We start from the raw sequence: 22630 nt of genomic DNA on the forward strand, positions 1-22630 counted from the left end.
GAGAGTAGGACGCCGCCGAACAATTTTTAGCCTCAGGCCCCGAGTTTTCACTCGGGGCCTGAGGCATTTTTGCGTTTAGGGTGACGTCATGCGCTATGACCTCGTCATCTTCGACAACGACGGTGTGCTCGTCGACAGCGAACCGGTCGCGAACACGATCCTCGCCGCATACCTCACGGAGCTGGGTCACCCCACCACCTACGAGGAGTCCCTCCGCGACTACATGGGCGCCGCGGTACACCGCGTCCACGACCTCGTACGGGAGCGGACCGGGCAGGAATTGCCGGCCGACTTCGACCACACGCTGCACTCGCGGACCTTCGCCGCGTTCGAGGAGCACCTCCAGCCGATAAAGGGTGCGGTCGAGGTCCTGGAGCTCCTCGTCGCCGAGGGAGTTCCCTACTGCGTGGCTTCCTCGGGCAGCCATGAGCGGATCCGGGTGGCACACCGGCGCACCGGCATGGACGAGTGGTTCGAAGAGGAATGGATCTTCAGCGCCGACGATGTCGACAAGGGCAAGCCGGCCCCGGACCTCTTCCTCCACGCCGCACGGTCCATGGGCGTCGCCCCCCACCGCTGTGCCGTCGTCGAGGACAGCGCACGGGGCGTCGAGGCCGCGGTGGCCGCGGGAATGGACGTCTTCGCGTTCACCTCCATGACCCCGCGCGACCGGATGCCCGGAGCCACCGCCTACTTCGGCGAGATGTCGGAACTCCCGCGGCTGCTGGCCTGACGGCCCGTTGATCCGTCGGCCTGGGTGGTGACGGCCGCGCGATGTCGATCCGCCGGCCCGGGGAGCGGCGGCCGCGCGATCCGGGTCGCGGAATGCCGGGCGGAAATGCCGGGCGGAAATGCCGAGCGGAATGCCGAGGCGTGCCACGGCGGCCCGCGCAATGGCGGTTCCCCCGGTCCTCGCGCCCGCGATCTTGTCGTACGCCCCCATCCTCCGGCCCCGGGTCCGCCCGCTACGGTGGCGGGCATGAGCGGCCGTGCACAGCTGATGTGGGACGAGGCGGTAACGGGCTACGACTTCGGCCCGGGGCACCCGATGGACCCGGTGCGTCTCGCGCTGACCATGAGGCTGGTCGAGGCGTTCGAGCTCGACCGGGCCCTCCGGGTCACCGCGGCCAGGCCGGCCGGGGAGTCGACGCTCCGGCTCGTCCACCGCGCGGACTACATCGCGGCCGTCCGCGCGGCGTCGGCGCACCCGGAGGCGGCCGATGGGTCGTACGGCCTCGGCACGGAGGACGTGCCGGCGTTCGCCGGGATGCACGACGCGGCCGCGCTGATCGCCGGCCAGTCCGTGGGCGCGGCGGAGGCTGTGTGGCGCGGTGAGGCGCTGCACGCCGTCAACTTCGCGGGCGGGCTGCACCACGCGATGCCCGGTGGCGCGTCCGGCTTCTGCGTCTACAACGACGCCGCCCTGGCCGTGGCCCGGCTGCTGGAGCTGGGGGCCGAACGGGTGGTCTACGTGGACGTCGACGTCCATCACGGCGACGGGGTCCAGGCCGCCTTCTGGGAGGACCCGCGGGTGCTCACGATCTCTCTGCACGAGCACCCTCGCACGCTCTTCCCGCAGACCGGGTGGCCCGAGGAGACGGGCGCCCCGGGGGCCGAGGGCAGCGCGGTGAACGTGGCCCTGCCGGCCGGGACGGGTGACGCCGGGTGGCTGCGGGCCTTCCACGCGGTGGTGCCCGAGCTGGTGGCCGCTTTCCGGCCGCAGGTGCTGGTGACCCAGCACGGTGCCGACACGCACTTCGAGGATCCGTTGGCCCATCTGGCGGTGTCGGTGGACGCCCAGCGGCTGGTCGCCGAGGCGTGCCACGCGCTGGCCCACGAGCACACGGGCGGCCGGTGGGTGGCCCTGGGCGGTGGGGGGTACGCCGTGGTGGACGTCGTGCCGCGGTCGTGGACGCACCTGGTGGCCGTCGCCGCCGGCCGGCCGTTGCCGCCCGGGTCGGCGGTGCCGGAGGAGTGGCGGGCCGAAGTGTTCCGCCGTACGCGGCAGTTGGGCCCGCTGCGGATGACGGACGGCCGGACGCTGGAGTGGCGGGACTTCGACGACCACGGGTACGACCCGGCGGACCGGTTGGACCAGGCGATACTGGCGGCGCGGCGGGCCGTGTTCCCCGCGCACGGGCTGCTGCCGTGAGCCGGCCGGGCCCCGTGGCGCCGGGCTCGCCCATGGGCGCGGGGCCAACGGAGGCCCTGAGGCTCGCTGTGCGCGTGTGACGGGTGTGCCACCCGGATGGACGTACGCCTTGTGTTGCCGGTGCCCTCAGAGTGGCCTGTGGGGCTTGCTTACTTGCCGGTCCGTTAGGCCACGCGTGGGAACTCCGGGGTGAACTTCGGTATGCCGCCCGGGCGTCCGCCAGCATCGGTCCTGTGTTGAGCCCCGGCACCTTGCGTGCCCATCTGCTGGCCGCCCGACTGGCCGGCCCCGTGGCGACGACCCGGGAGCGGAGCCTTTGCCGGTACCGCATGTTCGTGGCCCGGGACCCCCGGGCACTGATCGGTCTGGAGCCCGAACGAGACTGGCTCCTGGGGGATTTGTTACAGCTGATGGGCCGAAGATGCGGGGTTTCGGCCGACCCGAATCATGCTTCGGGGCAGGATGTGATCGACCCCGATCGTACGATCGCGGCACTCGATGCCTTCGCGGACCGGCTCGCGACGGTGGCAGCGACAGGCGCACCGGTGCTGCTCGGCACCGGGCACCCCCACCGACTCCTGGGTTTCTACGCCGGGTTGGCCGCCGGTCTCTCGGCGAAGGGATGCACTGTCCTCACCCCGGCGCAGGGTCGAAGTGTCGACATAACGACCCGGTTCGGGGTACGCACTTACAACCTTGACTACGTTCGAGGCGTCGCGCTGGTGCGTGAACCCGGCGCACGGGGGGCGGGAAGTGAGCCCGGCGCACATACCCATTCGCCGCTCCCGCTTCGTATGGTGCTGGCCGCCGCGATGGACGGCGACGGGCCGCTCCCGGCCCTGGTCGTGGGGGACCACGGATGGGTCTGCGGGGCAGGTCAGCTGGGCATTGAGGCCATTGGGCTGGCGGACTCGGACGACCCCGCGCCGTTCGTCGGGGAGGCCGAGGGGCGGCTGTCCGTCGTGGTTCCGCTTGATGACACTGTGCGGTCTGATTACTACCGACCGCTTACTCGCTATGTACTCAATCGAGCGTGTCTGTCACAGTAGGCGGCCGATGGCTGCTCCTCTTCCCCACTCGCATCACGCGCCCCTAACCTGGGGAGTGAGCGCGCAGCGACGAGGAGTCACCGGAGGGGAAGCCGGTGCGCGTCATGTGCGGAAGGTTCAGGTGTGTCATGGCTGCTGGCGAGAGGCCTCTCAACGAGGTCGTGTTCCTGACCGTGGCGGAAGTCGCCTCGGTGATGCGAGTGTCCAAGATGACCGTGTACCGCTTGGTGCACAGTGGTCATCTGCCGGCGATCCGGGTGGGAAGGTCGTTCCGGGTCCCAGAGCAAGCGGTGCACGAGTACCTCCGGGAGTCCTACGTGGGGGTGGAAACAGCCTGACGGGGACCTCGGATTACGCTGTTCGCCCGGTGCCGGGTAGGCTGGCCCGATGTAGGTCGTGTGGGCTCGGACGCCCCGCACCGAGTGAATCGATGTAAGCGAGGGTAGTCGTGGGCTCTGTTATCAAGAAGCGGCGCAAGCGGATGGCCAAGAAGAAGCACCGCAAGCTGCTCAAGCGCACGCGTGTTCAGCGTCGCAACAAGAAGTAAGCAGCGCCGCTGTGCTCGACCCGCAGCCCTTCCACCGCTCAGGCGGTGGGAGGGCTGCGGTGCGTTGCGGTGCGTAAAGCTTTCGCTACGGCTTGAAATGTAGCTCCGTGCAGCGGCCGGTCATCACAGCGCAACAACGACCCGCTACGGTGGCCGCGGCAGCACCACTCGTGGCGCGACGCGACGGGCCCGAGTGATCCGAGCAAGCCGGGGCATGGGCGGGGAAGGAAGGCGCTGATCTTGGGCAAGGTCGTGCTCGTCACCGGAGTCGCACGGCAGCTGGGGGGCCGCTTCGTCCGCCGCATCCAGCGCGAGCCCGACGTGGACCGGGTCATCGGGGTGGACGCGATGCCACCCGAGCACCATCTCGGCGGGGCCGATTTCCTACGGGCGGACATCCGCCATCCCACGATCGGCAGACTTCTGGCCGAACACCGTGTCGACACCGTCGTCCATATGGACGTGAACGGCACCCCTCTGGGCAAGCGCGGCAGCCGGGCCACGGTCAAGGAGACCAACGTCATCGGCACCATGCAGCTGCTCGGCGCCTGCCAGAAGACCCCGTCCGTGAAGCGGCTCGTGGTGAAGTCCAGCACCAACGTCTACGGGTCCGCGCCCCGCGACCCCGCGATCTTCACCGAGACCACCCCGCCCAAGTCGCTGCCCAGCGGAGGCTTCGCCAAGGACGCCGTCGAGGTCGAGGGCTATGTGCGCGGGTTCGCGCGCCGCCGGCCCGACGTGGCCGTGTGCGTGCTGCGCTTCGCCAACATCCTCGGGCCCCGCGCCGACTCCCCGCTCACCCAGTACTTCGGGCTGCCCGCGCTGCCCACGGTGCTGGGCTTCGACCCGCGGCTGCAGTTCGTCCACGAGGACGACGTCATCGAGGTGCTGCGGACAGCCGCCGGCGAGCCGCGCCGTGGCACATTGAACAGCGGCACCTTCAACATCGCGGGCGACGGGGTGCTGCTGCTCTCCCAGGCCGCCCGGCGCCTCGGACGGCCCACCCTGCCGTTCTTCCTGCCGACCGTCACCTGGGTCGGCTCCGCACTGCGTTCGGCCGGCATGACGGACTTCTCGCCCGAGCAGATCCGGCTCCTCACCCATGGCCGTGTCGTCCGGACCACCCAGATGCGCGAGACGCTGGGCTTTGAACCCCGCTACACCACCGCGGGAGCCTTCGAGGACTACGCGCGCAGCCGGGGCCCGGGGCTGCTGCCACCCGCCACCCTCGCCCGTACCGTCGACCGGATCGCCGCGGCCCTGCCTGCCGGCCGTGGCCAGAACTGAGGAGCGCACCACGATGGCGGACGCGAAGGTCATCCCGTTCGGTGAGGAGCCGCGGGCCAAGCGGAAGGGCAAGCGGGTGGCCCGGGCCCGTACGGACCGCACATCGGCCCTCGCGCCCGTCGGGAGGGTCCTGACGCAGGCCGCGCCCGAGCCGGACACCGAGGCGCCCACGGTCCCCGCGCAGGCGGGCCCGGCGGAGAGCGGCCGGGGCGGGGCCGGGTCGCCGGAGCGGGACGGCGGGGGATGGGACCGCAAGCTGGCCCACGGGCTGAGCTTCCTGCGCCGGCGGATCACCGGCGAGTACGAGGTGGACGACTTCGGCTACGACCAGGAGCTCACCGACCAGGTCGTGATGTCCGCGCTCCGCCCGCTGTACGAGAAGTACTTCCGGGTCGAGGTGAAGGGCGTCGAGAACATCCCGGAGAAGGGCGCCGCGCTGATCGTCGCCAACCACTCCGGCACGCTGCCCGTCGACGGGCTGATGCTCCAGGTCGCGGTGCACGACCACCACCCGGCGGGGCGGCACCTCCGGATGCTGGCGGCGGACCTGGTCTTCGTCCTGCCGGTGGTCAACGAGATCGCCCGCAAGCTCGGGCACACCCTCGCCTGCGCGGAGGACGCGCAGGAGCTGCTGGAGCGCGGCGAGGTGGTCGGGGTGATGCCGGAGGGGTTCAAGGGGATCGGGAAGCCGTTCTCGGAGCGGTACAAGCTGCAGCGCTTCGGGCGGGGCGGCTTCGTCCAGACGGCACTGCGTGCCGGGGCGCCGATCGTGCCCTGCTCGATCGTGGGCGCCGAGGAGATCTACCCGATGGTGGGCAACTCCCGGACCCTCGCCCGGCTGCTCGGGATCCCCTACTTCCCGCTGACGCCCACCTTCCCCTGGCTGGGGCCGATGGGCGTGGTGCCGCTGCCGACGAAGTGGACGATCCAGTTCGGTGAGCCGATCCCCACGGACGGGTATCCGCCGGAGGCGGCGGACGATCCGATGCTGATGTTCAACCTCACGGACCAGGTGCGAGAAACGATTCAGCACACGCTCTACAAGCTGCTGGTCCAGCGGCGGTCGGTGTTCTTCTGACCGGGGTTCCGATCGGGTTCTCCCGATCGATCGGCCATGACCGGCCCTGAGCGGTGGTCGGTGCGCGGCGGCCGGTGTTCTTCCGGAGTCCGAGGGAAGAACACCGACCGCCGGGGCGGCGGCCGGTGGCGCTGCCCTATTTCTCTTCGTCGCCCTGGATGCCGAGGCCCGGAAGGATGTCCGGGAGGAGCGGCGGGATGGTGATGTCCGGCTGCTTGGACTGCTTGCCGTCCTTGCCGCCGTGCGTCGGCCCGGACGAGGTGGGGCCGACGGGGCTGGGCGGGGGCTGGAGCAGCCCCGTACCCCCGATGAGGCCCTCGTGGTCCTCATGGCCGCCGGGGGGCGCGCCGCGCCGCTGGCCGTGGCCGCCGGGGCCCTTGCCGTCGGACTCCGCGGCCGTCTGGGACGGCGGGGCGGAGTGGCCGGCCCGGCCCGAGGTGCCGTGGGAGGACGCGCCGGGGCGGGGCTCGGAGGCGTGCTTGCCCGGGGCGGTGGGCAGCAGCGACCGCAGCGGGCCGACCTCATGGTCTATGGCCGCCATCAGCGAGCTGACGTCGTCGCCGACGTCGGACAGCTGGACCGGGAGCTTGTCGCGCAGCTGGCTCCAGCCCTCGCGGTGCAGCGCCGTGAAGGACGAGAGGCGCTGGATGGGGGCGAGGGAGCGGTCCCGCTTGTACGCCTGGTGGAGCAGGCGGTGGCCCTCCGAGACGTCGTGGCGCATCCCGGAGAGGGTCTTGCGGATCTCGCCCAGGGCCTCGTGGTCGAGGGGGCCCGAGCGGCCGCGCTCCAGGAGGCGGCGGGCCTCCTGGAGGCGGGTGGCCGCCTGGTCGAGCAGCATCCCGCCGCGGTCGGAGTCGTCGTCGGCGAGGCCGAGGCGGAAGTCCTCCATGCCGCGCTTGAGTGGATAGAGGTGATCGCCCGGCAGCGCGCTGGAGCTCGCGGCGGCGACGCCGCCGAAGGCGCCGGCCGCCACGCCGACCGTGAGCCCGCCGGCCGCGAGCCCCTTGGACCAGCGGGAGCGCGGCTTGAGGCGGTTGAGCGCGCGGTGCGCGCCACGCTTCGACGAGCGGCCCGAGCGAGGCTCGGGGATCCCGGCGGACCCCTCGGCGAACTGGGTTTCCATGGCGGCGATCAGCCGCGCCCGCTGGACGGTTCTGGTCTCGGGGTCGAGCTCGGGCGCGGGCAGGCCGCCGAGCTCTCCCACCAGTGCCAGCAGCTTGCCCTTCTCGGTGTCGTCCACCGATGGGCCGGGCTGTGTGGCCGCCGCGCCCTGGAGTTCCTGGTCCTCCAGGGCCTGGGCGAAGGCGTTCGCCCGCCGGTGCGCCGAAACGTTCGCGATCACAGGCGGCACCTCCTCTCGTCATGACGGTCGACTCCCCTGAAAACCTGGAGGGTTGCACGCCATGAGCGCATCCACTCCTTCGAGTGAGTGGCTACGGGCATGGCGTGACCGCAGGGAGTCTGCATCCCGCACAACGAGCGGCGCGGCGGCCGGGTTACGCGCGCTGGGAGATGTGACCGCCGGTGAGTGAACGGGCGCACCGGGTCAGCGCGCGTCGTCCGGGAGGAGGCGGGCCAGCGTGCGCACCGCGCGGTACTGGAGGGTCTTGATGGCGCCTTCGTTCTTCCCCATGACGCGGGCGGTCTCGGCGACCGAGAGGCCCTGGAGGAAGCGCAGGGTGACGCACTCCTGCTGCTGGGGATTGAGCTTGCGCACCGCTTCCAGGAGTGCGGCGTTGGACAGGGATTCCAGGACGGAGTCCTCGGGGCTGCGCTCGACCTCGTTGGCGTCGAGCATCTCGCCGGTGGTCACCTCGAGCCGGAATCTCGAGGACTTGAAGTGGTCGGCGACCAGGTTGCGGGCGATGGTCACGAGCCAGGCGCCGAAGTCGCGGCCCTGCCAGGTGAAGGTGCCGATGCGGCGCAGGGCGCGCAGGAACGTCTCACTCGTGAGGTCCTCGGCCGTGGCCCGGCCGCCCACGCGGTAGTAGATGTAGCGGTAGACCGTGTCGGCGTACTGGTCGTAGAGCCGGCCGAAGGCTTCGGCCTCGCCGGCCTGGGCCCGCTCGACCAGGTCGAGCATGCGGGCGCTGTCGCTGTCGGCGCTCGGGCGGCGGGTGGTCGTGGGCGCCGTGGACGTACCGGAGCCGGCGCCCCGGCGGGCGCGTCTGCCGACCGCGGCACCGCTCTCGGCGAGGGCGTAGCAGGGCCCGGCGTAGCGGGGACCGGCGGGGACGGGTGTGGCGAAGGCAGGGACGGCGTACGCGGTGGGGACGAAGCCGCGCAGACGGTCGAGGACCGTTGCGCGCAGCGTAGCCAGGCCCGAGGCGTCAACCCCGACGTGTGGGTACACGGGACTCCCAGAGGCAGAGCTTCCATCACGTGCAGTACGGGACCGTTCACTCGTCGTAGGGACAAGGGGGTACCGGTTTGCGTCTGAGGAGAATAACGCTTCGTACAGGCAGCACTACACCGAGTTGCTCAAATCACCGTTTCCGTTCGATCTCTTACCTCTTGGTGACCGATCAAATATCGAACTATGAAAGGAAGTTGACCAGATTTGGCAAGGGTGTGGCCGAATGGGCAGCGTGTTGTGGCAATCCGGGCAGGGGATGACTGAGGGGGGCCGTGTGAGGGTATGAAGACAGGATTGCCTGAGAGTGACGGGTGATTACGCACCGTGTTCGATGGGCCGGGTGGCCGTCGCTCTTCGGTGGCGCGATGTGAGTGTTCCGCGTTGACGCCCGTCAGTGCGGGCCGGAGCCCGTCGGGCGCCCTCCCGGGGGCCGCCCGCGTTCCCGCCCCTGGCCCCGCCCCCGGTCCCGTCGAAGGCCCGGAGGGCGCGCCGGTCCGGCCGCGCTCCCGGGCCCGGTCGTCAGCGCCGGCGGCGGTGCAGGGCGATCGCCGCGGCGGCGCCGCCCGCGAGCGCGCCGACGCCGGCCGCGGCCGGGATGCCGACCTTGGCCGCCTTGCGGCCCGTACGGTAGTCGCGCAGCCGCCAGCCGTGCTCGCGCGCGTGCTTGCGCAGCCGGCCGTCGGGGTTGACGGCGTAGGGGTAGCCGACGAGCGACAGCATCGGGATGTCGTTGGCCGAGTCGCTGTACGCCGCGCAGCGGGCCAGCTCCAGGCCCTCGGCCGCGGCCAGCGCCCGGACGGCCTCGGCCTTCGCGGGGCCGTGCAGCGGCTCGCCGACGAGCTTGCCGGTGTAGACGCCGCCGATGGACTCGGCGACCGTGCCCAGCGCGCCGGTCAGGCCCAGCCGGCGGGCGATGATCGTCGCGGTCTCGATGGGCGCGGCGGTGACCAGCCAGACCTTCTGGCCCGCGTCCAGGTGGGCCTGGGCGAGCGCCCGGGTGCCCGGCCAGATCCGCTCGGCCATGTACTCGTCGTAGATCTCCTCGCCGATGGACATCAGCTCGGAGACGCGGTGGCCCTGGACGATGGACAGGGCGCTGTCGCGCGCGTCCTGCATGTGCTCGGGGTCCTCGACGCCCGCGAGCCGGAACCACGCCTGCTGCCACGCGAAGCGCGCCAGCTCGCGCTTGCGGAAGAAGTGCCGCTTGTAGAGGCCGCGGCCGAAGTGGAACAGCGCGGCGCCCTGCATGACCGTGTTGTCGAGGTCGAAGAAGGCGGCCGCCCGTACGTCACCGACGACGGGGAACTCGGGCTCGGCGGGGGCCCCGGCCTCCGCGGTCTCCTCCGCGGCGCGCGCGGCGGCCTCCGCGGCCTCCTCGTTCTCCTGCGCGGACTTGCGGGCTGCCTCCGCCGCGGCCTCGCCGGCCAGCACGCTGCGTGCCGTGGCGGAGCGCCTGCGCGGAGTGATCCATCCCAGTGCGGCCATATGGGGAGCATAGCCAGTGTGTTCGGGGTAACCGGAGCCGGGACGACTCGGCGGTGTGAACATCCTGCGACGGTCCCGTCACTCCCCGCGCGCCGGAGGGGCCGGTGCGCCCCGCCGCCCCGCGGGTCAGCCGCCCAGCGCGCGCCGCAGCCGTGCCGGGTCGACCCGCCAGAAGTCGTGCTGCGCGCCGTCGACCAGGATCACCGGGATCTGCTCCCAGTACTTGCGGTGAAGTTCCTCGTCCCGGGTGATGTCCTTCTTCTCCCAGCGGGCGCCCAGCTCGCCGCAGACCTCGGTGATGACGGCCTCGGCGGCGTCGCAGAGATGACAACCGGGCTTGCCGATCAGGGTGACCGTGCTGTCGGCGGGGTTCTTACGGGCGCGGCGGCCCAGCAGCGGAGTCATGGCGGTCATTGTGCCGCGCCCGTCCGCCGAGGATCGAAACGTCCCGAATGGGTGCCTGAGTCGACTACCATCATGTGTCGATTTGTCGGTGAGTGGGTCAGGGAGACGGGGAGTGTGGGCGCGTGTTCCCGTCGGTGCACCCCGGGTGTCGGGCCCGCTCGCGCGGCTCCCTCGAACGCGGCCTTCCGCTTGGTCGCGGGGGTGCGGCCGATGGTTCCCGGATCCGGTCGAAACTCCGCGTGACGCCGGTCACTTTGCCCGGACAAAGCGGACACCATCTTTGTGCACGCGTTCACAAAGGCATAGCCTGCGTTCGACGGGGCGGTCCTGGGACGAGGTGCCGCCCGCAGCCCCGCTCTACCCGCAGGAGCACCGTGGCAACTGGCCGAACTCACCGACCGGCGACCCGAAGCCGAGGGATTCCCGAGGCCACCGTCGCCCGGCTACCGCTGTATCTGCGTGCACTGACGGCGCTCTCCGAGCGCTCGGTGCCCACGGTCTCCTCCGAGGAACTCGCGACCGCTGCGGGCGTCAATTCCGCCAAGCTCCGCAAGGACTTCAGCTACCTCGGCTCGTACGGCACCCGCGGTGTCGGCTACGACGTCGAGTACCTCGTCTACCAGATCTCCCGTGAGCTCGGCCTGACCCAGGACTGGCCGGTCGTCATCGTCGGCATCGGCAACCTCGGCGCCGCGCTCGCCAACTACGGCGGCTTCGCCTCGCGCGGGTTCCGTGTCGCGGCCCTGATCGACGCGGACCCGGCCATGGCCGGCAAGCCGGTCGCCGGGCTGCCCGTGCGCCACACCGACGAGCTCGAAGCGATCATCAGCGACAACGGCGTGTCGATCGGCGTCATCGCCACCCCCGCCGGCGCCGCCCAGCAGGTCTGCGACCGGCTCGTCGCCGCCGGGGTCACCTCGATCCTCAACTTCGCGCCCACCGTCCTCTCCGTCCCGGAGGGCGTGGACGTCCGTAAGGTCGACCTCTCCATCGAGCTGCAGATCCTCGCCTTCCACGAGCAGCGCAAGGCCGGCGAGGACAGCGCGTCCGCCGCCGCGACGGCGTCGGCCGCCCGCTCGGGTGCGGGCGGCGTCCGCTCCTCGGCGAGCCGGAAGGGCCCGGACGGGGATGTCCCCGCCGTGATGCCGGCATGAGCCTGCTGGTCGTCGGACTGAGCCACCGCAGTGCGCCGGTGAGCGTGCTGGAGCGCGCCGCCCTCACGCGTGACGCGCAGGCCAAGCTGGTCCAGGACACCCTCGCGGCGGAGCCCGCCACCGAGGCGACGGTCCTGGCCACCTGCAACCGCATCGAGCTCTACGCCGACGTGGACAAGTTCCACGCGGGCGTCGCCGAGCTGTCCACGCTGCTCGCCCAGCACACGGGCGTCGGACTGGACGAGCTCACTCCGTATCTTTACGTGCACTACGAGGACCGGGCCGTCCACCACCTCTTCTCGGTGGCCTGCGGGCTGGACTCCATGGTCGTCGGCGAGGGCCAGATCCTCGGCCAGATCAAGGACGCCCTCGCGCTCGGCCAGGAGCTGCACACCGCGGGCCGGCTGCTGAACGACCTCTTCCAGCAGGCCCTGCGGGTCGGCAAGCGCGCCCACAGCGAGACCGGCATCGACCGGGCCGGGCAGTCCCTGGTCACCTTCGGGCTGGAGCAGCTCGCGGCCGGCGGCGCCGTGCCCGAGTGGGCTCTGGGCAAGCGCGCCCTCGTCATCGGCGCGGGTTCGATGTCCTCCCTCGCGGCGGCCACGCTCGCGCGCGCGGGCGTGGCGCACGTGGCCATCGCCAACCGCACCGCCGAGCGGGCCCGCCGGCTGGCCGCGATCCTCACCGAGCCCGGCGGCCCCGGAGCCGCCGGCTTCACGGCCGAGGCCGTGGAGATGACCGCCGTCGCCGAGGAGCTCTCCCGCGCCGACGTCGTGGTGTCCTGCACGGGCGCGACCGGCCTGGTGCTGACCGCCGAGGCCGTCCGGGGCGCCCTCGCGGCCCGTACCGCCGGCGCCGTCGTGCCCCGGCAGAACGGTGACGCGAAGGCCGTGCGCCTCGCGCTGCTCGACCTCGCCATGCCCCGCGACATCGACGCCGCCGCCCACCGCATCGAGGGCACCCGGCTCGTCGACATCGAGTCGCTGGCCGAGGCGTCCGCCGACGCGCCCATGGCCGCCGACGTCGACCAGGTGCGCACCATCGTCTCGGACGAGGTCGCCGCCTTCGGCGCCGCCCAGCGGGCCGCGCACATCACCCCCACCGTGGTCGCCCTGCGCACCATGGCCGCGGACGTCGTCGCGAGCGAGATCGCCCGGCTGGACGGCCGCCTGCCCGACCTCGACGACAAGCAGCGCGCGGAGATCACGCAGACCGTGCGCCGCGTCGTCGACAAGCTCCTGCACGCGCCCACCGTGCGCGTCAAGGAGCTGGCCGCCACCCCCGGCGGCGCCGGCTACGCCGACGCGCTGCGCGAGCTGTTCGACCTGGACCCGCAGGCGGTCGCCGCGGTCAGCCGGGCCGACTCGCGCGCCGACACGCACACCACAGCACGGGAGCCAGCATGACCGACACCTCTACGCGCCCGCTGCGCCTCGGCACCCGCCGGAGCAAGCTCGCCATGGCCCAGTCCGGGCAGGTGGCGGAGACCGTGCGGCAGCTGACCGGCCGCCCCGTGGAACTGGTCGAGATCACCACCTACGGCGATGTCTCGCGTGAGTCCCTCGCGCAGATCGGCGGCACCGGGGTCTTCGTCTCCGCGCTGCGCGACGCGCTGCTCGCGGGCGAGATCGACCTCGCGGTGCACTCGCTGAAGGACCTGCCGACCGCGCAGCCGGACGACCTCGTCCTGGCCGCGATCCCGGTCCGCGAGGACCCGCGCGATGTGCTGATCGCCCGCGACGGGCTGACCTTCGAGCGGCTGCCGAAGGGCGCCCGGATCGGCACCGGTTCGCCGCGCCGCACGGCGCAGCTCAACGCCTGGGCGCGGTCGCTCGGCCTCGACATCGAGACCGTGCCGATCCGCGGCAACATCGACACCCGCGTCGGCTTCGTCACCGACGGAGAGCTGGACGCCGTCGTGCTGGCCGCCGCGGGTCTCGCCCGAATCGGTCGGACCGAGGACATCACCGAGTTCCTCGACCCCGACGCAGTTCTGCCCGCCCCCGGCCAGGGGGCCCTGGCAGTCGAGTGCGCAGCCACCAACGCGCAGCTCGTCGCCCGGCTCGCCGAGCTCGACGACCCGTACACCCGGGTCGCCGTGACCGCCGAGCGATCCCTGCTCGCCGCCCTGGAGGCCGGCTGCTCCGCACCCGTGGGTGCGTTGGCCGACCTGTTGGTTGACGGGCAGGTTGTCACCGAAATGCGCCTGCGCGGCGTCGTCGGCTCGACCGACGGCAAGACGCTGGTGCAGCTGTCCACCACCGGCCCCGTGCCGTCGTCCAGCGAAGAAGCCGTGGCCCTGGGCCGCGAGCTCGCCGCAGCGATGCTCGACAAGGGTGCGGCCGGTCTTATGGGGGAGCGAGCACTTTGAACCCCACCGCCCCGAACCACCCCGTGCACGGGCACGTCACCTTTCTCGGTGCCGGCCCCGGAGACCCGGGACTGCTGACGCTGCGCGCCGTGGAGGCACTCGCGGCAGCGGACGTCCTGATCGCCGATCCGCAGGTGCTCGACGTGGTGCGCGTGCACGCGCGCGCCCATGTGGACATGCCTGCGCAGACGGTTACTGATGAGTCATCAAAAACCGCTGGCGTCCCCGCCCTTAGGGACACCGCCAATCTTGTCATGACGGCCGCGCGCAGCGGCAGGCGGGTCGTCCGTGCCGTCCTCGGCGACCCCGGTCTCGACGGCCACGCGGCCGACGAGATGCTGTCCTGCGCCACCGAGGGCATCACCTTCGAGGTGGTGCCGGGCGTCGCCACGGCCGTCGGCGTGCCCGCCTACGCCGGAGTGCCGCTGCGCGACGGCAAGGGCCGCGCGGACGTCCGCTTCGTCGACGCCCGCACCGCCTCGGCCACCTGCTGGGCCGAGGTCGGCGCGAGCGAGGTCACGGCCGTCGTCTCGACCACCCTCGACTCGGTCGTCGCGGCCGCCGCCGAGCTGGTCTCCGCCGGGCGCAGGCCCGACACCCCGATGACCGTCACCGTCGCCGGCACCACCACCCGCCAGCGCACCTGGACCGCCACCCTGGGCAGCCTCGCCCAGGTCCTCAAGGCGGCGAAGGTCCTGCCGTCCCCGGACGGCGGCCAGCCCGTCATAGCCGTGGTCGGCGAGCGCAGCGCGGCCGCGCAGCGCGACCCGCTCTCGTGGTTCGAGTCCAAGCCGCTGTTCGGCTGGAACGTCCTCGTGCCGCGCACCAAGGAGCAGGCCGCCTCGCTCTCCGACCAGCTCCGTTCGTACGGCGCCGTGCCCAGCGAGGTCCCGACCATCGCGGTCGAGCCGCCGCGCACTCCGCAGCAGATGGAGCGCGCGGTCAAGGGCCTGGTCACCGGCCGCTACGAGTGGATCGCCTTCACCTCCGTCAACGCCGTCAAGGCGGTGCGCGAGAAGTTCGAGGAGTACGGGCTCGACGCGCGCGCCTTCGCCGGCATCAAGGTCGCAGCCGTCGGCGAGCAGACCGCCAGGTCGCTGGTCGAGTTCGGTGTGAAGCCCGACCTGGTGCCCAGCGGCGAGCAGTCGGCCGCCGGTCTCCTGGAGGACTGGCCGCCCTACGACCCGGTCTTCGACCCGATCGACCGCGTCTTCCTGCCGCGCGCCGACATCGCCACCGAGACCCTGGTGGCGGGCCTGATCGAGCTGGGCTGGGAGGTCGACGACGTCACCGCCTACCGGACCGTCCGGGCCTCGCCGCCGCCGGCCGAGACCCGTGAGGCGATCAAGGGCGGTGGCTTCGACGCGGTGCTGTTCACCTCGTCGAGCACCGTGCGGAACTTGGTCGGCATCGCCGGCAAGCCCCACAATGTCACCGTCATCGCCTGCATCGGCCCGGCCACCGCGAAGACCGCGGAGGAGCACGGCCTGCGGGTGGACGTGCTGTCGCCCGAGCCCTCGGTGCACAAGCTCGCCGAGGCGCTCGCGGACTTCGGCGCGGCCCGGCGAGACGCGGCCCTGGAGGCCGGCGACCCGGTCACGCGCCCCAGTGAGCGGCGGCCCGGATCGCGTAGAAGGGCACGGAGTTGAGCACCACTTACGGCACGTTCCCGGGGTCCCGTCCCCGGCGCCTGCGCACCACCCCCGCCATGCGCCGCATGGTGGCGGAGACCCGGCTGCACCCGGCCGACCTGATCCTTCCCGCCTTTGTGCGGGAGGGCGCCCGGGAGCCGGTGCCGATCTCCGCCATGCCCGGGGTCGTCCAGCACACCCGGGACACGCTGCGGAAGGCGGCCGTCGAGGCGCTGGCGGCCGGGGTCGCCGGGATCATGCTCTTCGGCGTGCCCGAGGACGCCAAGAAGGACGCGGCCGGCACCGCCGGCACCGACCCCGACGGCATCCTCCAGGTCGCCATCCGGGACGTGAGGGCCGAGGTCGGCGACGACCTCATCATCATGTCCGACCTGTGCCTGGACGAGTACACCGACCACGGCCACTGCGGGGTCCTCGACGCCGCGGGCCGGGTGGACAACGACGCCACGCTGGAGCGCTACGCCGAGATGGCGCAGGTCCAGGCGGACGCCGGCGTCCATGTGGTCGGCCCCAGCGGCATGATGGACGGTCAGGTCGGCGTCGTCCGCGACGCGCTCGACCAGACCGGCCACGAGGACGTCTCGATCCTCGCCTACACCGTGAAGTACGCCTCCGCGTTCTACGGCCCCTTCCGGGAGGCCGTCGGCTCGTCGCTCCAGGGCGACCGCAAGACGTACCAGCAGGACCCGGCCAACGTCCGGGAGTCGCTGCGCGAGCTCGCGCTCGACCTCGCCGAGGGCGCGGACATGGTCATGGTCAAGCCGGCCCTGCCGTACCTGGACGTCCTCGCCAAGGTCGCGGAGGCCGTCGACGTGCCGGTCGCCGCGTACCAGATCAGCGGCGAGTACGCGATGGTCGAGGCCGCCGCCGCCAACGGCTGGATCGACCGCGACCGGGCGATCATGGAGACCCTCACGGGCGTCAAGCGCGCCGGGGCGAACATGATCCTCACCTACTGGGCGACCGAGGTCGCGCGGCGGCTCGGGGCTTAGGGGCACCGGGCGCCGGAGTCACGGCGAGGAGCCGGGGGCGACCGTATCCGTACGGTCGCCCCCGGCTCCTCCCGTTCCCGGCCCGCTCCCGCCACGGCGGGCGAGCCGATGCTCTACGGTGTGTGCCACGCCACTCACGCAACGGAGGCGCGGGCATGGGCGACGACCCGGAGAACGACTCCGAAAAGGCAGACTCGGAGCAGGGCGGTCCGGGACCGGACGGCCCCGAGGAGGCCGACGACTGGGAGTACACCCTTCAGGTCCCCCGCGACCCACTGGCCCCCTGCATCGCACGGCGCACCCTGCGCACGATCTTCCAGCAGCACGGCTTCGCCGCCGTGGCGGACACCGCCGAGCTGCTGACCTCCGAACTGCTCACCAACGCCTACCGCTACTCCGACGGCCCCGCCTCGGTGCGGGTGCGGGGCGAGGGGGAGCGGGTGCGGGTGAGCGTCTGGGACACCAACCCCAAGCTCCCGGCGCCGGTCCGGGCCGTGCCGCCGGACGGCGAGGCCGAGCAGGGGCGCGGGCTGGGGCTGGTGTCGACGTGCGCCGACAGCTGGGGCGGCTTCGCGCTGCGGGACCAGCCGCAAGGGCTGGTCGGCAAGCTGATGTGGTTCGAACTGGGGGCGGGCTGACCCGCCCGCCCCCGGTGGGGTGCTTCAGAGCTGCTCGGGCGTCCGGATGCCCAGCAGCGTCATGCCCTGGCGCAGAGTGCGGGCCGTCAGGTCGCACAGGAAGAGGCGGTTCTCCACCTGCTCCGGCGTCTCCGCCTTGAGGACCGGGCACTCCGCGTAGAACGTGGTGTAGAGCGAGGCCAGCTGGTAGAGGTAACCGGCCAGCTTGTGCGGCTCGTAGGAGGCCGTGACCTCGGCGAGGAGCTCGCCGAACTGGTCCAGGTGCATGCCCAGCGCACGCTCGGCCGGGGCCAGCGCGAGCTCCGGGTGGGCGGCCGGACGGGCCTCGCCCGCCTTGCGGAGGATCGACTGGATCCGGGCGTAGGCGTACTGGAGGTAGACGCTGGTGTCGCCGTTGAGGGACACCATCTGGTCCAGGTCGAACTTGTAGTCGCGGGAGACGGACGTGGACAGGTCCGCGTACTTCACCGCGCCGATGCCGACCTGGGCGCCGCGCTCGGCGATCTGCTCCTCGGTCAGGTCCTGGGCCTTCTCCCGGACCACGGCCGTGGCGCGGTCGATCGCCTCGTCGAGCAGGTCGACCAGGCGGACCGTCTCGCCCTCACGGGTCTTGAACGGCTTGCCGTCCTTGCCGAGGACCGTGCCGAAGCCGAGCTGGACGGCCTTGACGTCGTCGGTCAGCCAGCCGGCCCGGCGGGCGGTCTCGAAGACCATCTTGAAGTGCAGGGACTGCCGGGCGTCCACCACGTACAGCAGGGTGTCGGCCTTGAGGTTGCCCACCCGGTCGCGGATCGCGGACAGGTCCGTCGCCGCGTAGCCGAAGCCGCCGTCGGACTTCTGGACGATCAGCGGCGAGGGGTTGCCGTCCGGGCCCTTGACGTCGTCGAAGAAGACGCAGAGCGCGCCGTTGGAACGGACGGCGACGCCGGACTCCTCCAGCAGGCGGCAGGTCTCGGCGAGCATGTCGTTGTAGCCGGACTCGCCGACGATGTCCTCGTCGCGGATCTCCACGTCGAGCTTGTCGAAGACCGAGTAGAAGTAGATCTTCGACTCGTCGACGAACCGCTGCCACAGCGCGAGGGTCTCCTCGTCGCCCGCCTGGAGGTCGACGACCCGGCGCCGGGCGCGGGCCTTGAACTCCTCGTCGGAGTCGAAGAGCGTCCGCGACGCCTTGTACAGCCGGTTGAGCGAGGACATGGCCTCCTCGCCGGAGACCTCGCCCTCGTGGTCCAGCTCGTGCGGGTGCTCGATCAGGAACTGGATGAGCATGCCGAACTGGGTGCCCCAGTCGCCGATGTGGTGGCGGCGCACGACCTTCTCGCCGGAGAACTCCAGGATCCGCACGACGGCGTCGCCGATCACGGAGTTCCGCAGGTGGCCGACGTGCATCTCCTTGGCCACGTTCGGCTGGGCGTAGTCGATGACCGTGGTGCCCGGGGCCTCGGCGAACGGCACGCCCAGGCGGTCGTCGGCGGCGCGCGCGGCGAGGGTCCGCACGATCGCCTCGTCGGTGATCGTGATGTTCAGGAAGCCGGGGCCCGAGACCTCGACATCCTTGATCAGGTCACCGGCGGGCAGGCCTTCGACGACCTTCGCCGCCAGCTCGCGGGGGTTGCCCTTCAGCTTCTTGGCCAGCGCCAGCATCCCGTTGGCCTGGAAGTCGGCCCGGTCGCTTCGTCGCAGCAGCGGGTCGGCGGTGCCGGCCTCCGGCAGGGCCGCCGAGAGGGCCTCCGCGAGGCGCTGGTGGAGCGAGGAAGCGAGGGAGGGAACCGAAGCCATGGGGTGGGTGCCATTCCGGTAGGCGGCATGAAGGTCCCCCCGAGTATCCCATGCGTGTACCACGGCCCCCCGGCGATTTCGCCGCACCCCGGGCAACCCCGGGGCCCCGCCTTTCGTCTGGGACAATGGTCATGCCAGGACCGTATGGAAGGAAGTGCCGTGGCTCAGGCTCAGAGCACCGAGGCCGACTGGGTCTCCCGTTTCGCCGACGAGGTCATTGCCGAAGCGGAGCGCCGCGCCCCCGGCAAACCCATCGTCGTGGCCTCCGGGCTCTCCCCCTCCGGCCCCATCCACCTCGGCAACCTCCGCGAGGTCATGACCCCGCACCTGGTCGCCGACGAGATGCGCCGCCGCGGGCACCAGGTCCGCCACCTGATCTCCTGGGACGACTACGACCGCTACCGCAAGGTGCCGAACGGCGTCCCCGGCATCGACGAGTCCTGGGCCGAGCACATCGGCAAGCCGCTGACCTCGGTCCCGGCCCCGGCCGGCTCGGCGTACCCGAACTGGGCCGAGCACTTCAAGGCCGCCATGGTCGAGGCGCTGGCCGAGCTCGGCGTCGAGTACGACCCGATCAGCCAGACCGAGCAGTACACCTCGGGCGTCTACCGCGAGCAGGTCCTGCACGCGATGAAGCACCGCGGTGACATCGACGCCGTCCTCGACCAGTACCGGACGAAGAAGGACCCCGCCGCGGCCGGCAAGAAGCCGCAGCAGAAGCAGCAGAAGCCGGTCGACGAGGCCGAGCTGGAGGCCGCCGAGGGCTCCGGCGCCGCCGCCGAGGACGACGGCAGCGGCTCCGGCGCGGGCTACTTCCCGTACAAGCCGTACTGCGCCGTCTGCGAGCGTGACCTCACCACCGTCACCTCCTACGACGACGAGTCCACCGAGCTCGCCTACACCTGTGTGTGCGGGCACTCCGAGACCGTCCTGCTCAGCGAGTTCAACCGCGGCAAGCTGGTCTGGAAGGTCGACTGGCCGATGCGCTGGGCCTACGAGGGCGTGATCTTCGAGCCCTCCGGTGTGGACCACTCCTCGCCCGGCTCGTCCTTCGTCGTCGGTGGCCAGATCGTCCGCAAGGTCTTCGGCGGCGAGCAGCCGATCGGCCCGATGTACGCCTTCGTCGGCATCAGCGGCATGGCCAAGATGTCCAGCTCCAAGGGCGGCGTCCCCACCCCGGGCGACGCGCTGAAGATCATGGAAGCGCCGCTGCTGCGCTGGCTCTACGCCCGCCGCAGGCCCAACCAGTCCTTCAAGATCGCCTTCGACCAGGAGATCCAGCGGCTCTACGACGAGTGGGACAAGCTGGAGTCCAAGGTCGCCGACGGCACGGTGCTGCCCGCCGACGCCGCCGCGTACGCCCGGGCCGCCCGCACCGCCGCCGGTGAGCTGCCGCGCACCCCGCGCCCGCTGCCGTACCGCACGCTCGCCTCGGTCGTCGACATCACCGGCGGCCACGACGAGCAGACCCTGCGGATCCTCGCCGACCTGGACCCGGCCAACCCGGTCACCTCGCTGGACGAGACCCGGCCCCGGCTCGACCGCGCCGAGCACTGGATCAACACCCAGGTCCCGGCCGAGTCGCGCACGGTCGTCCGCGCCGAGCCCGACGCCGAGGCGCTCGCCGCCCTCGACGACGAGGCCCGCGCGTCGCTGCGGCTGCTGCTCGACGGCCTCGACGACCACTGGTCGCTCGACGGCCTCACCACGCTCGTCTACGGCGTGCCGAAGGTCCTCGCGGGCCTGACGCCCGACGCCAAGCCGACGCCCGAGCTGAAGGTCGCCCAGCGGACCTTCTTCGCCCTGCTCTACCACCTGCTGGTCGGCCGGGACACCGGCCCGCGACTGCCCACGCTGCTCCTCGCCGTGGGCGCGGACCGGGTGCGCAAGCTGCTGGCCGCGTAACACCCCGCGGCAAAGGCGGAGGGCCGCCACCCGGTGTCACCGGGTGGCGGCCCTCCGCCTTTGCGGCCCCGCGCTACTTCTTGTTCGCCTCGGCGACGGCCGTGACGGCCTCCTTCGCCGCGGTCTGCGCGTTCTTCATCAGGCCCTCCGCGTCGGGGTTCTTCGCCCCCTGGTAGCCCGCGCCGCTGTACTTCACGGTGATCACGACATTGGCGGTGCGGGTGACGACGATCGCGTTGCGGTAGTCGTCGTCGCTCTTGCGGTAGTCCGAGGCCACGCTGTTCGCCTCGTCGCCGATGCCGGAGACCTTCTCCGTCTTGGCCTCCTTGGCGCCGTCCTCGGTGGCCGCCTTGGTGGTCCGCTGGGTGACGAACGCCTGGGCGCGCTTCTCGCCCGAGCCCAGGGCCGGGTCGGCGGCGAAGCGCTTCAGGGAGACCGTCAGGGTGCGGAACTGCATGTCCTTGGGGTCCTCGTCGTCGAGGCCGTTCCAGAAGCAGCTCGCCGAGTCGTTGGAGTCGGAGGCGGGGAGCGGGTCCCCCTCCTTCTTCTTCGCCTTCGGCACGATCGAGTCGATCGTCTTCTCGGTGATGGTCTTGCACACCTCGGGCAGCTTGGTGAACGTCGCCTCCTTGACGGACGGCGAGGCGCTGGGCGTCGCCGCCGCGGAGGGCGTGGCCGAGGACTTCTTCTTGTCGCCGGAGTCGTCCGAGCAGCCGGTGGCGACGAGCATCACCGGTACTGCGGCGCAGGCGAGGATTCGGGCGAGTCGCGGGGCTGTTCGGTGCATGGGTCCTTCGCTCGTTCAGGTTCGAGGGCGGGCCGGGCTGCGCCCGGGTCTGGTCGGCACGCTACGCGGCCGACGCACGGCGGTGGTCGAAGTGGGACGTTACTCGCCGGGCTAATTGCCGAAGTGCCCCGCGTCGAGTTCCCGGGCCAGGGCGTGCGCCCTGCCCTGGAGGTCCTCGCTGCTGGGGACGCGCTGCCGGTCGGTCGACCACTGGTCGTAGGCGATGGTCACCAGGACGTTGGCGGACCGGAAGACGATCGCGATGTCGCGGTGCACCCCGGAGCCCGTGGTGCTCAGCTTGTCGTCGACGAACGCCTCGTCGCCGAGGTCGTCGAGGGCGCGCGGGGCCAGCCCGGCGGGGGAGCCGGAGGGCGGGCCGGACGGGGACGGGGAGGCCGTGGTGCTCGGCTTGCCGGACTCCGCGCCGCCCTGCGGGTGCGCGCCGGAGCTCGTGCTCGGGCTGCCGGAGGAGGGGGCCGGGGTGGCGGTCGAGGAGGCCGAGGAGGTCGCGGCCGGGATGTGGGCGGCGGTGGCCTCGCGGGCGTAGAGCTGCCGCGCGCGCTGCTCGTCGCTGACGCCGGGCTGGTACGACACCACGCGCTCGAAGTCGACCGACAGGTGGCGGGTGCCCTCCGGGGTCTCCAGCCGCCAGCGGCAGCCGACGCGGCGGTCGGTGTCGTAGGTGATGGCGGCCTGGCCCTTGTAGACCTTCTCGATCTCGGCCTCGCTCTCGTCCTCGCCGGCGGGGAGCAGGCGGCGGAGCGTGTCGCGGTTGACGTAGCCGCAGGGTTCGGGGAGGCCGCGGTACTTGCCGGGCTCGCCGGCGGGGGCCGAGGAGCCGGGGTGGCCGGGCTTGGAGTCGTCGCCTCCGCCGCCGGCGCCGGAGGCTCCGCTGCACGAGGTGAGGCCCGCGGTGAGCACGGCCGCCACCAGCGCGGCGGCCGGTGCGTACGCCCTTCGCTGCACTGTCCGTGGCCCCTCTCGCCCGAAAAC

At 71.9% G+C, this 22630-nt stretch carries 21 protein-coding genes; 14 read left to right on the forward strand and 7 right to left on the reverse strand.

The window, feature by feature from the left end; all coding sequences use genetic code 11:
• Positions 1-88 precede the first annotated feature (88 nt).
• From AF335_RS22045 to AF335_RS22075, 7 genes are all read left to right on the forward strand, one after another.
• On the forward strand, positions 89-733 hold the full coding sequence (locus AF335_RS22045) for an HAD family hydrolase (protein ID WP_102920204.1): 645 nt from the start codon (positions 89-91) through the stop codon (positions 731-733).
• A 246-nt stretch (positions 734-979) separates the two neighbouring features.
• Positions 980-2152, forward strand: coding sequence for an acetoin utilization protein AcuC (locus tag AF335_RS22050; protein WP_102920205.1), 1173 nt, complete (start codon positions 980-982; stop codon positions 2150-2152).
• A 233-nt stretch (positions 2153-2385) separates the two neighbouring features.
• Positions 2386-3201, forward strand: a complete 816-nt coding sequence (locus tag AF335_RS22055; protein ID WP_102920206.1) for a phosphatase — start codon at positions 2386-2388, stop codon at positions 3199-3201.
• Between the two features lie 128 nt (positions 3202-3329).
• Positions 3330-3539 carry a helix-turn-helix domain-containing protein gene (locus AF335_RS22060; protein WP_031145511.1) on the forward strand — a complete coding sequence of 70 codons (210 nt, stop codon included), beginning with the start codon at positions 3330-3332 and terminating at the stop codon, positions 3537-3539.
• A gap of 110 nt (positions 3540-3649) precedes the next feature.
• A complete protein-coding gene (locus tag AF335_RS22065) occupies positions 3650-3748 on the forward strand; it encodes a 30S ribosomal protein bS22 (protein WP_003948845.1) in 99 nt (32 codons plus the stop codon).
• Between the two features lie 240 nt (positions 3749-3988).
• Entirely contained in the window at positions 3989-5035 is a 1047-nt protein-coding gene (locus tag AF335_RS22070; protein ID WP_184743976.1) for an NAD-dependent epimerase/dehydratase family protein, read from the forward strand.
• Positions 5036-5048: 13 nt separating this feature from the next.
• Entirely contained in the window at positions 5049-6113 is a 1065-nt protein-coding gene (locus AF335_RS22075) for a lysophospholipid acyltransferase family protein (RefSeq protein WP_102920207.1), read from the forward strand.
• A 136-nt stretch (positions 6114-6249) separates the two neighbouring features.
• Here the strand turns inward: AF335_RS22075 and AF335_RS22080 are convergent, their stop codons facing one another.
• From AF335_RS22080 to AF335_RS22095, 4 genes are all read right to left on the reverse strand, one after another.
• Positions 6250-7455 carry a DUF5667 domain-containing protein gene (locus tag AF335_RS22080; protein WP_102920208.1) on the reverse strand — a complete coding sequence of 402 codons (1206 nt, stop codon included), beginning with the start codon at positions 7453-7455 and terminating at the stop codon, positions 6250-6252.
• A 204-nt stretch (positions 7456-7659) separates the two neighbouring features.
• Positions 7660-8466: an ECF subfamily RNA polymerase sigma factor, BldN family gene (locus AF335_RS22085; protein ID WP_102920209.1), complete on the reverse strand. Its 807-nt coding sequence runs from the start codon at positions 8464-8466 to the stop codon at positions 7660-7662.
• A 522-nt stretch (positions 8467-8988) separates the two neighbouring features.
• The gene (locus tag AF335_RS22090) at positions 8989-9954 is read right to left on the reverse strand and encodes an HAD family hydrolase (RefSeq protein ID WP_102920210.1); all 966 of its coding nucleotides are present in this window, start codon (positions 9952-9954) and stop codon (positions 8989-8991) included.
• Positions 9955-10080: 126 nt separating this feature from the next.
• Complete coding sequence (locus tag AF335_RS22095) at positions 10081-10359, reverse strand: glutaredoxin family protein (protein WP_102920487.1); 279 nt, start codon at positions 10357-10359, stop codon at positions 10081-10083.
• Positions 10360-10733: 374 nt separating this feature from the next.
• Between AF335_RS22095 and AF335_RS22100 the strand changes: the two genes are divergently transcribed.
• The 6 genes from AF335_RS22100 (at position 10734) to AF335_RS22125 (ending at position 17166) form a co-directional block, all read left to right on the forward strand.
• Complete coding sequence (locus AF335_RS22100; protein WP_102920211.1) at positions 10734-11513, forward strand: redox-sensing transcriptional repressor Rex; 780 nt, start codon at positions 10734-10736, stop codon at positions 11511-11513.
• Positions 11510-12919: a glutamyl-tRNA reductase gene (locus AF335_RS22105; RefSeq protein ID WP_102920212.1), complete on the forward strand. Its 1410-nt coding sequence runs from the start codon at positions 11510-11512 to the stop codon at positions 12917-12919. The genes AF335_RS22100 and AF335_RS22105 overlap by 4 nt, the downstream gene beginning before the upstream one ends.
• Positions 12916-13884, forward strand: coding sequence for a hydroxymethylbilane synthase (gene hemC / locus AF335_RS22110; RefSeq protein ID WP_102920213.1), 969 nt, complete (start codon positions 12916-12918; stop codon positions 13882-13884). Before AF335_RS22105 ends, hemC begins: the two co-directional genes overlap by 4 nt.
• Positions 13881-15533 carry a bifunctional uroporphyrinogen-III C-methyltransferase/uroporphyrinogen-III synthase gene (locus AF335_RS22115; RefSeq protein WP_102920214.1) on the forward strand — a complete coding sequence of 551 codons (1653 nt, stop codon included), beginning with the start codon at positions 13881-13883 and terminating at the stop codon, positions 15531-15533. Before hemC ends, AF335_RS22115 begins: the two co-directional genes overlap by 4 nt.
• Positions 15530-16528, forward strand: a complete 999-nt coding sequence (gene hemB, locus AF335_RS22120) for a porphobilinogen synthase (protein ID WP_102920215.1) — start codon at positions 15530-15532, stop codon at positions 16526-16528. Before AF335_RS22115 ends, hemB begins: the two co-directional genes overlap by 4 nt.
• 155 nt (positions 16529-16683) lie before the next feature.
• Complete coding sequence (locus AF335_RS22125; RefSeq protein WP_102920216.1) at positions 16684-17166, forward strand: ATP-binding protein; 483 nt, start codon at positions 16684-16686, stop codon at positions 17164-17166.
• A gap of 24 nt (positions 17167-17190) precedes the next feature.
• Here the strand turns inward: AF335_RS22125 and argS are convergent, their stop codons facing one another.
• Positions 17191-18945, reverse strand: a complete 1755-nt coding sequence (argS, locus tag AF335_RS22130; protein ID WP_102920217.1) for an arginine--tRNA ligase — start codon at positions 18943-18945, stop codon at positions 17191-17193.
• Between the two features lie 144 nt (positions 18946-19089).
• Between argS and lysS the strand changes: the two genes are divergently transcribed.
• Entirely contained in the window at positions 19090-20850 is a 1761-nt protein-coding gene (gene lysS / locus AF335_RS22135) for a lysine--tRNA ligase (RefSeq protein ID WP_221505808.1), read from the forward strand.
• A 73-nt stretch (positions 20851-20923) separates the two neighbouring features.
• Here lysS and AF335_RS22140 read toward each other — a convergent pair whose 3' ends face one another.
• Positions 20924-21637 (reverse strand): DUF3558 domain-containing protein, encoded by a 714-nt coding sequence (locus tag AF335_RS22140; protein WP_102920219.1) that lies wholly within the window; start codon positions 21635-21637, stop codon positions 20924-20926.
• Positions 21638-21748: 111 nt separating this feature from the next.
• The gene (locus tag AF335_RS22145) at positions 21749-22603 is read right to left on the reverse strand and encodes a hypothetical protein (RefSeq protein ID WP_102920220.1); all 855 of its coding nucleotides are present in this window, start codon (positions 22601-22603) and stop codon (positions 21749-21751) included.
• Between the last annotated feature and the right edge of the window lie 27 nt (positions 22604-22630).

The sequence above is a fragment of the Streptomyces eurocidicus genome (genome assembly GCF_002891295.1).
Classification (GTDB): Bacteria; Actinomycetota; Actinomycetes; order Streptomycetales; family Streptomycetaceae; genus Streptomyces; species Streptomyces eurocidicus.